The organism is Spirillospora sp. NPDC052269 (genome assembly GCF_040679435.1).
Taxonomy (GTDB): domain Bacteria; phylum Actinomycetota; class Actinomycetes; order Streptosporangiales; family Streptosporangiaceae; genus Spirillospora.
Genome location: NZ_JBFAUU010000004.1, coordinates 317170 through 326482, shown reverse-complemented (window position 1 = coordinate 326482; position 9313 = coordinate 317170). Strand labels below are relative to the sequence as shown.

General features: G+C 72.5%; 10 protein-coding genes. 7 read left to right on the top strand and 3 right to left on the bottom strand.

Annotation, left to right across the window (positions count from 1 at the left end):
- Nucleotides 1–218, bottom strand: a 218-nt coding sequence (locus AB0L06_RS10485) for an SDR family NAD(P)-dependent oxidoreductase (protein ID WP_500230862.1), incomplete at its 3' end; no start/stop codon positions are given.
- Nucleotides 219–392: 174 nt separating this feature from the next.
- A complete protein-coding gene (locus AB0L06_RS10480; protein WP_500230683.1) occupies nt 393–1574 on the bottom strand; it encodes a hypothetical protein in 1182 nt (393 codons plus the stop codon).
- Nucleotides 1575–1962: 388 nt separating this feature from the next.
- On the opposite strand from AB0L06_RS10480, the gene AB0L06_RS10475 reads away from it, so the two are divergent.
- From AB0L06_RS10475 to AB0L06_RS10455, 5 genes are all read left to right on the top strand, one after another.
- Complete coding sequence (locus tag AB0L06_RS10475) at nt 1963–3234, top strand: GAF domain-containing sensor histidine kinase (protein ID WP_500230682.1); 1272 nt, start codon at nt 1963–1965, stop codon at nt 3232–3234.
- Nucleotides 3231–3926, top strand: a complete 696-nt coding sequence (locus AB0L06_RS10470) for a response regulator (protein WP_500230681.1) — start codon at nt 3231–3233, stop codon at nt 3924–3926. Before AB0L06_RS10475 ends, AB0L06_RS10470 begins: the two co-directional genes overlap by 4 nt.
- 40 nt (nt 3927–3966) lie before the next feature.
- Nucleotides 3967–4758 carry a PP2C family protein-serine/threonine phosphatase gene (locus AB0L06_RS10465; protein WP_500230680.1) on the top strand — a complete coding sequence of 264 codons (792 nt, stop codon included), beginning with the start codon at nt 3967–3969 and terminating at the stop codon, nt 4756–4758.
- Between the two features lie 625 nt (nt 4759–5383).
- The gene (locus AB0L06_RS10460) at nt 5384–5833 is read left to right on the top strand and encodes a DUF2752 domain-containing protein (RefSeq protein WP_500230679.1); all 450 of its coding nucleotides are present in this window, start codon (nt 5384–5386) and stop codon (nt 5831–5833) included.
- Between the two features lie 89 nt (nt 5834–5922).
- Nucleotides 5923–6642 carry an RDD family protein gene (locus tag AB0L06_RS10455; RefSeq protein WP_500230678.1) on the top strand — a complete coding sequence of 240 codons (720 nt, stop codon included), beginning with the start codon at nt 5923–5925 and terminating at the stop codon, nt 6640–6642.
- Between the two features lie 130 nt (nt 6643–6772).
- Here the strand turns inward: AB0L06_RS10455 and AB0L06_RS10450 are convergent, their stop codons facing one another.
- Nucleotides 6773–7624 carry an Rv1486c family protein gene (locus tag AB0L06_RS10450; protein ID WP_500230677.1) on the bottom strand — a complete coding sequence of 284 codons (852 nt, stop codon included), beginning with the start codon at nt 7622–7624 and terminating at the stop codon, nt 6773–6775.
- A gap of 88 nt (nt 7625–7712) precedes the next feature.
- Between AB0L06_RS10450 and AB0L06_RS10445 the strand changes: the two genes are divergently transcribed.
- Nucleotides 7713–8501: an ABC transporter ATP-binding protein gene (locus AB0L06_RS10445; protein ID WP_500230676.1), complete on the top strand. Its 789-nt coding sequence runs from the start codon at nt 7713–7715 to the stop codon at nt 8499–8501.
- 128 nt (nt 8502–8629) lie between these two features.
- The gene (locus tag AB0L06_RS10440; RefSeq protein WP_500230675.1) at nt 8630–9313 is read left to right on the top strand and encodes an SPFH domain-containing protein; all 684 of its coding nucleotides are present in this window, start codon (nt 8630–8632) and stop codon (nt 9311–9313) included.

Below are 9313 nucleotides of genomic sequence, written 5' to 3'. Positions count from 1 at the left end.
CCGCCCGCCCCGCCTCGGACGCGGCTGGGGGGGGGGGGGTGGGTGGGCGCGCGGCGGCGGTGTTGTTTTCCGCCCTCCCGGGGGGCGGGGGGGGGGGGGGCCCCCCCCCCCCCCGACCGGGCGTTGACGACGACCGTCCAGCCGTCGCGGGCGAGTTCTGCGGCGAGGGCGCGCCCCAGCCCCCTGGACGCTCCGGTGATCAATGCGGTCTTCGTCATGCCGACGACGCTATTTCGCGCGCCCGCGCGGCACATCGGCCGCGCGGGCGCACGAGCCTCAGCCCTTGGACCTAGGGCTTCCGCCCCACCGCCCCACCTCCAGCCCAGGCATCCGGCCACGCCGGGCCCGGCATTACGGGCTGCGTCCCGTGGAGACGAGGGGGGCGGCTCAGGTCAGTGGTTCGGCCTGTACACGACCACGGCCGCGTCCGAGGTGTGAGCGGTGTTCAGGGTGCCCGGGAGCAGGATCGTGCCCATGCCACGCAACGGAGTGGCCGCCTCCCAGGCTTCGAAGCCGCGTCCGGCCAGTTTCTCCGGGACGACGTCCACGTGCCACTTGCCGGGGCCCTTGCGGTGGAACATGATCTCGCGCTCGCGCCAAGCGGGCAGGGTGTCGTCGCCGACCGGCATGGTCATGAACATGGGCTCGCCCCGGTCGGTCAGGAACGGGCGGGACATCGGCCCGAGGTGCAGGGCGAAGGGGATCCGCTCCCGGTGCCAGCCGCGCCGGTCCCGGACGAAGGCGTAGGCCCGGCTGTTCGGGCCATCGGCGTCGTCGCCGGTCACCCAGACTCGGTCGCGGTCGGCGGCGACGCCGGAGAAGAACACGCCCCCGGCCGGAAGCGGCAGGCGTTCGCGCTTCCAGGAGCGTCCGTCGAAGTGCAGGACGCGTTCTTGGCCGTTGCCGGAGGTGTCGAAGCCCGCCGCCCAGATGTCCCTGGGGGATCGGACGGCCACGCTGATGACCGCGGTCTTGGAGTACGTTCGCTTCCAGGTCTTGCCGTTGAAACGCCACATGACGGGCGTCAGGGCCCTCTCGTTCGGCTGAGCACCGAAGACCCGGACGTCGCGCGGGCCCGCTACGGCGATCGCCGACACGAACGTGTTCCGGAGCGACTTCATGACCGTCCATGAGCGTCCGTTCCAGCGCACGATCCGAGCCGGGGACAGCTTGGAGCCAGCCGTCGCGGAGCGGAGGCCGGGACGTTCGGCAGGGAGCCGGGGCGTGGACGCCGTGGACATGGTCATGGGCTTCGCCAGTGCCGCGGCCCAGACGTTGCGGTCGGACGAGGCGGCCGCCTCGATGACATCGCCGTTCACCGTGCGCGGCATTGCGGACGCGCGCCACTTCCCGCCGGACAGGTGGAAGGCGCGGACCTTGGTTCCCGCGTTGTTCGTGACGAACGTCCAGGCGGTCTTCTTGCCAGTGGCGACGACCGGCGACGCCTCCGACCCGGCGGACGTGCGGAGGGAGACGCGCCAGGTGCCCTTGGCGGCGGCCTTGGGTTCAGACGCGTTCGCAGGGGAAGGGACGATCGCCAGGGCGGTCGCGGCAGCGGCGGTGAACACGGTCACCGACCGGAGGGGAAGGCTCAACGGAACCCCGATCTCGGAGAGCATGAAAATCGGCGAATCTTACCGAAAGGTGGTCATAGCGCTGAAGGGGGAGGGGGCGTACACGGGGCTCGTCCGGGCGGATGACGGGCGGACGGCAGAGCCCGGCCCAAGGGCTGATTCGCCGTATGGCGTCCAGAGAGTACGGTCTTCACAGGTGGGCGCACCGGCGCTCACCGACGACGGTGAAGGGCCGGACGGAGCCGGTATGAGCGCATCCGAGGTGGGCTGCGGAAACGCACGCGCGGGCGTGGACACCCGCGTGCGCGCGCTCGCGCGTACTGAGGAACCGCCCACCCACGTGGGCGAAGAGGGCGCGAGGACGGGCGAAGAGGCCACACTCCACGCCGTGAGTTCCGCCGTGCTCGCGGTCACCCGGCACCTGTCGGTCCGCGAGGTGCTCCAGGTGATCGTCCGGGCCGCCGCGCGGCTGCTGGACGCCCGCTACGCCGCCCTCGGCGTCCCGGACGACCAGGGCTCGTTCGCCGAGTTCGTCGTCGAGGGCATCAGCTCCGCCCAGTGGGACCGGATCGGCCCCATGCCCCGGCAGCACGGCATGCTCGCCGCGATGCTCCGCGACAACGAGCCCAAGCGGCTCGCCGACATCCGCACCGCCCCCGAGTTCGAGGGCTGGCCCGCCGCGCACCCCGTCCTGAAGGACTTCCTCGGCGTCCCGATCCGGGACGGCGACCAGGTGCTCGGCATCATCTTCCTCGCCAACCGCCGCCGCTCACCGTCCCGTCCCGCCCACTGCACCTGCGCGAGCGGCGCCTGCGGGTCGAACGCCGCCGCGAGCGACGTGGTCCAGGACGGCGACGGCGCGTCCGGATGCGCGGACGGGCCCGGGTTCTGCGAGCGGGACGAGGAGCTGCTGACCCTGTTCGCCGCGCACGCCGCGATCGCGATCACCAACGCGCGGCTCTACGAGGCGAACCGCGAGCTGACCGTCGTCGCCGAGCGCACCCGGCTCGCGCGTGACCTGCACGACGCCGTCGCCCAGAAGCTGTTCTCGCTGAGGCTCACGGCACGCGCCGCGTCCGCGCTGGCCGAGCGGGATCCGGCGCGGGCCGTCCAGGAGCTCGACCAGGTCGAGAAGCTCGCCGCGGACGCGCTCGCCGAGCTGCGCGCGGTCATCTTCGAGCTGCGTCCGGCCGACCTCGCCGACGGGCTCGCCGCGTCCCTGCGCAAGCACGCGGAGGTCCTCGACCGCGCCTTCGACGCGCGCGTGGTGTGCGACGCGGACGGCGCGGTCGACCTGCCGGAGGAGCACGAGCTCGTCCTGTTCCGGATCGCGCAGGAGGCCCTGCACAACGCGCTGCGACACGCCGGGGCGCGCACCGTGCGCGTCCGGCTCGCCTCCGGCGCGGACGCCGTCACCCTGGAGATCGCCGACGACGGCAGGGGCTTCACGCCGTCCGACACGCCCGTGGACCACGCGGACGGCGGCGTGGGGGACGGCGCGGGAAACGGCTCCGGAAAAGGCGACACGCCCGGGAGCGGAGACCCGAACGGCCTCGGACTCGTCTCGATGCGGGACCGGGCGCACTCGATCGGGGGCACACTGTCGATCGACACCGCGCCCGGCCGGGGCACGGTGGTCCGCGTGGAGGTGGCCCTGTGAGCGGCTCTGTGACGGGCACCGACGGAGGTCCGGCGCGCACCGCGGCCGCGATCCGGGTGCTCATCGCCGACGACCATCCGGTCGTCCGGCAGGGGCTGCGCACCTACCTCGGCATCCAGGACGACATCGAGGTGGTGGGTGAGGCCGCGGACGGTGTCGAGGCGGTGTCCATGGCCGAGCGGCTGGAGCCCGATATCGTGCTCATGGACCTGAAGATGCCGGGTGCGGGCGGCCTGGCCGCGCTCACCGAACTGCGTGCTCGCGGGGTCGCGGCGAGGGTGCTGGTGCTCACCAGCGTCACCGAGCGGGGCCACGTGCTGCCGGCAGTTCAGGCGGGCGCGGCTGGGTATCTGTACAAGGACGTCGATCCGCGGGCGCTCGTCCAGGCGATCCGCGCGGTCCACGACGGACACGTGCTGTTCGCGCCGGACGCGGCCGAGGCGGTGCTCGGCGCCGACGCGGCCGGCGACGGACGGCATGACGACCGCGGCCTGGCCGCGCTGACCGACAGGGAGCGTGAGGTGCTCGTGCAGATCGCGCGGGGCAGGTCCAACCGGGAGATCGCGCGCGCCCTCGCGGTCTCCGAGAAGACGGTCAAGACGCACGTCAGTAATCTGCTCATGAAACTGGGAGTACAGGATCGGACGCAGGCGGCTCTCCATGCCGTCCGGCATGGACTCGTCGCGGACTGATAGAACAACTTCCACTGACAGGATCGTCATCGAAATCGGTATGAACGTAGCAATCAGGTACGCAGCAGGCAGCGACATCGGATGCAGCCGGGAGAACAACGAGGACTCCGGCTACGCCGGGGCCCGGCTCATCGCGGTGGCGGACGGGATGGGCGGCTACGCCGGCGGCGAGGTGGCGTCCTCGACCGTCATCGGATCGCTGCGCTCACTGGACGCCGACGCCCCCGTCGAGGACCTCGTCGGGGTCCTCGGCCGCGCCGTCGCCGAGGCCAACGAGAAGCTCCGCATCGTCCGCGAGGAACGCCCCGACCTGTCCCGGATGGGCACCACGCTCACCGCCATGCTGTGGGACGGGGCGCGCGTCGCCCTCGCCCACATCGGCGACTCGCGCGGCTACCTCCTCCGTGACAACGAGCTGTTCCAGATCACGCAGGACCACACCATGGACGAGCTGCTCAAGGCCGAGGCCGAGCAGGCCGGCCAGACCCCGGACCCGGCCGAGACGTCCCGGCTCTCGCACGTCCTCTACCGCGTGCTGGACGGACGCGAGGACCGCGAGCCCGACCTGCGCCTGCGCGAGGCCCGCGCCGGCGACCGGTACCTGCTGTGCTCGGACGGCCTGTCCAACGTCGTGGACCCGCAGACCACCTACGAGGTCCTCGCCGCCGAACCCGACCCGGCCCGCGCCGTCCACCGGCTCATCGGCCTGGCCAGGGACGGTGGCGGCCCCGACAACATCACCGCCGTCGTCGCCGACGTCGTCGAGGCCGACCACCTCGCCGCCGTCCCGCCGGCCGCCCCCGTGACGGTGGGCGCCGCGGCCAACGCCTGACGCCGCGCGCCCGCCGACCCCCCCACGGGCCGCACCACCACGCCCGCGCCGCGCCGCCCGCTCCCACGGCCGCGCACCCGCGTGTTCTCCCCGCGCCTACCTCGCGCGCTCTCCGCACCCTTCGTGCCGCAACGCGCCCTTCCGCGCCCATCGGGTCCTGACACGCCCCGTCGCGCCACTTCCGCGCCGTGCCCTGCGCTCTTCGTGCCGTGATCTGCGCTCTTCGTGACCGCAGTACGCGCCTGCTGCCGTCCAGCGCCCTTTCGTGTCGTCCTCACGCTCTGGCGCGCGTTGTTTCACGCCGTGCTCTGGCCTCACCCAGCGCGGTGCGCGTGCCGCGTGTTTCGTGTGCGGTCTCGCTGGTCGTTTCAGGGGTTGGACGCCAGGTGTTGCGTATGCGCACGTTCTGTTACGCTGTCCGACCGGTTGTGGAGTGACCTGCTACGTCCTATCCCGTTAATCACGCACTCCATTGAGATGGAATGTCCTACCCTGCTGCCAGGGTGAGACGGGTCATGTGCCAGGTAACGGTCGCATCGCGGATACCTGTGCCGACTTGACCCATCGCGGGGTGGGCCCGCTATATGGGTCAGTTGGACAAAGTGTCATCGGGGCGGAGGAATCGGTGGGGGGAACGACCGGCCCGACGGTCGCCGACGGGCCGCAGGGCTCGCTCGGCGGCATCGTCGACCGGAGCCTCGTCGCCGCACGGCGCGGCCCCCTGGGCGTCGCCCTGCGGATCGCCGCCATGGCCACGGCGGCGGTCGCCGCGGCCTGGATGCACCGCGCCCACGACCCCGGCGTGATCTGTCCCCTCCGGACGGTCACCGGGATCCCCTGTCCCCTGTGCGGGGGCACCACCGTCTTCATGGAGTTCGGTTCGGGCCGTCCAGGCCAGGCCCTGCTCGCGAACCCGGTGGCGCTCACCGGAGCCGTGGTGATCGCCCTGGCTCCGCTCGGGCTGGGAGCCCGGTGGTGGGGGCTGGCCCCGAAGACCCGACGCGGGGTCCTCGTGGCCGCACTCGTCATCTCGGAGCTCTGGCAACTCGTCAGGCTCGGCGTCCTGCGGGTCTGAGCAGGCGTCCGTCGTCGGCCAGATCCATGGAGCCCTCCAGGTCCGGCGGACGTCACAACACCACAGGGTCAATCAATCAAGGAGCGAGTGTGGGCAACCCCTACGACCCGTACGGCCAGCAGCAGCCGGGGTACGGTCAGCAGCAGCCCGGTTACGGCCAGCAGCCCCCGGCGCAGCCGGGCTACGGCCAGCAGCCCGGTTACGGACAGCAGCCTCCGGCGCAGCAGCCGGGCTATGGCCAGCAGCCCGGTTACGGCCAGCAGCCTGGCTACGGTCAGCAGCAGCCGGGTTACGGCCAGCAGCCTCCGGCGCAGCCGGCCTACGGTCAGCAGCCTCCGGCGCAGCCGGCCTACGGCCAGCAGCCGGGGTACTACGGCGGCGGGCACGGTGGCCACCTCGCCGAGTGGGGGTCCCGTGTCGGTGGCTACTTCATCGACGGCCTGATCGCCGGCGCCCCGGCCGGGGTGCTGTACTTCCTCGGCTCCGCCCTCGCGTCGGGCGGCAGCGGCGCGGCCCTGTTCGGCGTCCTGCTGATGCTCGTCGGCGCGGTGCTCGGCTTCGGCATGTTCCTCTGGCTGGTCTACCAGGAGGGCACCACCGGCCAGACGGTCGGCAAGCGCCAGATGGGCATCAAGCTCGTGAGCGCCGACACCGGTCAGCCGATCGGCTTCGGCATGGCCTTCCTGCGCAAGATCTGCCACGCCGCCGACAGCTTCGCCTGCTACCTCGGCTGGCTCTGGCCGCTGTGGGACGAGCGCAAGCAGACGTTCGCCGACAAGATCGTGAACACCATCGTGGTCCGCGCCTGACGAAGACCACCTTCAGCGACGGGGCGTCCTCCCAGGGAGACGCCCCGTTTCGCGTTCCCGGACCGGCCCGGGGTGTGTCTCGAGTCACCTGGCCGCCGCTCGCGACGGGCACCGACTTCGAGACACGCCTCTAGCGCCGCCGGTCGGAGTCGGGGACGGGGTCGAAGACGCTGTCGCAGGCGGACACGACGGCCCGCCGGACGGCCCGGTCGAGCAGCCGCAGGGCCTCGTCGCGGCGGCGCATCTGCGGGGCGTCCAGGCCGCGCGCGTCCATCCGCCGGGCCAGCCGGACGACGGTCGTGAGCTGGACGGCGCGGGCCGCGGTCCGCTGCGCGCGCGGCGGGTACCCGGGCGCGAGCGGCGGCTCGTCGGCGCCGGCCGAGCGCAGGTTCATCAGCTCGTCGGCGATCTCCCGCGGGACGGCCGCGACGTCGTTCACCGTGATCAGCGCCTCGGTGGCCTCACGCATCGCCATCGTGAGATCCCGGTCGGCCTCGGGCAGGGACGGTATGTCGGGCCGTCCGCCCGTCGCCGCCGAGACCTCCCAGCGCACGCCCGCGTAGGACGAGCCGCGCAGATCCTCCCGCGGGACGAACCCGACCGCCCGGTCGGCGAGGACGGCCACGACGGCGCACTCCGCGTCGATCGCCGCCCGGTTGAACGCGGCGGGGCCGGTCAGCCCGAGCGGATCACCCGGCACCGGCAACGCCAGCCGCAGGGCGGTCATCCCCTCCACCCGGAGCTCGCCGAGCGCCCGCCGCAGCGGCACGTCGCCGCCTGCTCCGGGCAGCACGAAACCCGGGCCGGACGGCGCGTCCGGGTGGTTCGGGGAGGCGCCGACGATCTGCGGGCCGGCGGCGCGCTCGACCGCGTCCACGGCCTCGTCCAGGCCCACGTGTCCGGCCAGCCAGGCGTTCCCCCACGCGCACAGCGCGGTCGCAGCCTCGCCCGTCGAGCCCGTTCGGTCAGCGCCTGCGTCCATGCCGACCACCATAAGCGCTGCGAATCGCATAGGTTCTCTTCTGCGGATCGGATCACCTGAGAAGTCGGATTGGGGACAAAGGCGCGCGATGGCCGGCGAGGTACTGCGACTCCAGGGAGTCGGCGTCAAGCGCGAGGGAGCCTCCCTGCTGCGCGACGTCACGTGGACGGTGGACGAGGGCGACCGATGGGTGGTCGTGGGGCCGAACGGGGCGGGCAAGACGACGCTGCTCCAGATCGCCGCCGCGATGCTCCATCCGAGCGAGGGGACGGTGGAGATCCTCGAGGAGGAGCTCGGCCACACCGACGTGTTCGAACTCCGGCCCCGGATCGGGATCGCGAGTTCGGCGATCGCGCAGAAGGTGCCGGCGGGGGAGACCGTCCTCGACGTCGTCCTGACCGGCTCGTACGCGATCCTGGGCCGGTGGCAGGAGGAGTACGAGTCCACCGACCTGGCGCGCGCGCTCGGGCTGCTGGAGGCGCTCGGCTGCTCCGAGCTGGTCAAGCGGCGGTTCGTGACGCTGTCGGAGGGCGAGCGCAAGCGGGTGCAGATCGCGCGTGCGCTGATGCCGGACCCCGAGCTGCTCCTGCTGGACGAGCCCGCCGCTGGGCTCGACCTCGGCGGGCGCGAGGACCTGGTGCGTCGTCTCGGCGTCCTGGCGAACGACCCCGCCGCGCCGACGAGCGTGATGGTCACCCATCACGTCGAGGAGGTCCCGGAGGGCTTCACGCACGCCCTGCTGCTGCGCAAGGGCCAGATCGTGGCCGCCGGGAAGGTGGACGAGGTGTTCACTCCCGCGCACCTGACCGACTGCTTCGGCATCCCCCTCACCGTGGACCGGCAGAACGGGCGCTGGTACGCGCGGGCCGACTACTGACGGCTTTCTGAACGTCGACGGGCCTTCCGAGGGCTGGAAGCGGCTGATCAGGCCGAGGGCTGGGAAGCAGCTGATCAGAGGGCCCAGGGGCCCTGTTCCGGTGTGGTGGACCGATCTACGATCCGGGAGTGAGCGCTGCTCTGACCCTGGTCGTCGTCCTCATCGTGGTGGGCGGGCCGCTGCTGTACCGGTCGGTGCGCATCGTCCCGCGGGACATGGTGGACATCGTCGAGCGGCAGGGCCGGTACGACCGGACGCTGTCCGCCGGGCCCCATCTGATCGTGCCGTTCCTGGACCGGGCCCGCGGCCGCGTCGACCTGCGTGAACGGGTCGTCCCGTCCAACCTGTGGGTGAACACCTCGGATGACCTGCGGGTGATGATCGACATGGTGCTCCGCTACCGGGTCGTCGACGCCGAGGCCGCCACGTACGGGGTGGCCGACGTCCCGAGCGCGATCGAGCAGCTCACGGCCACGGCCCTGCGCGACATCGTCGGCGGTATGGACCTCGTGCGGGCGCTGACGTCCGCCGAGGAGATCGGCTCCGGACTGCGCGGAGTGCTGGCCGACGCGACCGGCAGGTGGGGCGTCCAGGTCGACCGGGTCGAGCTGGAGCTGCCCGATTCGCCCGCGGCGTGGAACAGGCGGCGCGCCGAACGTGAACGGCTCGCGGAGCAGGATCGTGGCGCGGAGCAGGATCGTGGCGCGGAGCGGGAGCGTGGCACCAGGCGGGAGCGCGATGCCGGGCGGGAGGGGCGTGCGGGGCGGGAGCGGGGCGTGGGGCGGGAGCGGCGGGCGTCCGATGATCCATGA

Coding starts and splice junctions, on each gene's coding strand:
- AB0L06_RS10465 (WP_500230680.1), top strand. CDS start 3,967: ATGAACGTAGCAATCAGGTACGCAGCAGGCAGCGACATCGGATGCAGC.
- AB0L06_RS10445 (WP_500230676.1), top strand. CDS start 7,713: ATGGCCGGCGAGGTACTGCGACTCCAGGGAGTCGGCGTCAAGCGCGAG.
- AB0L06_RS10450 (WP_500230677.1), bottom strand. CDS start 7,624: ATGGACGCAGGCGCTGACCGAACGGGCTCGACGGGCGAGGCTGCGACC.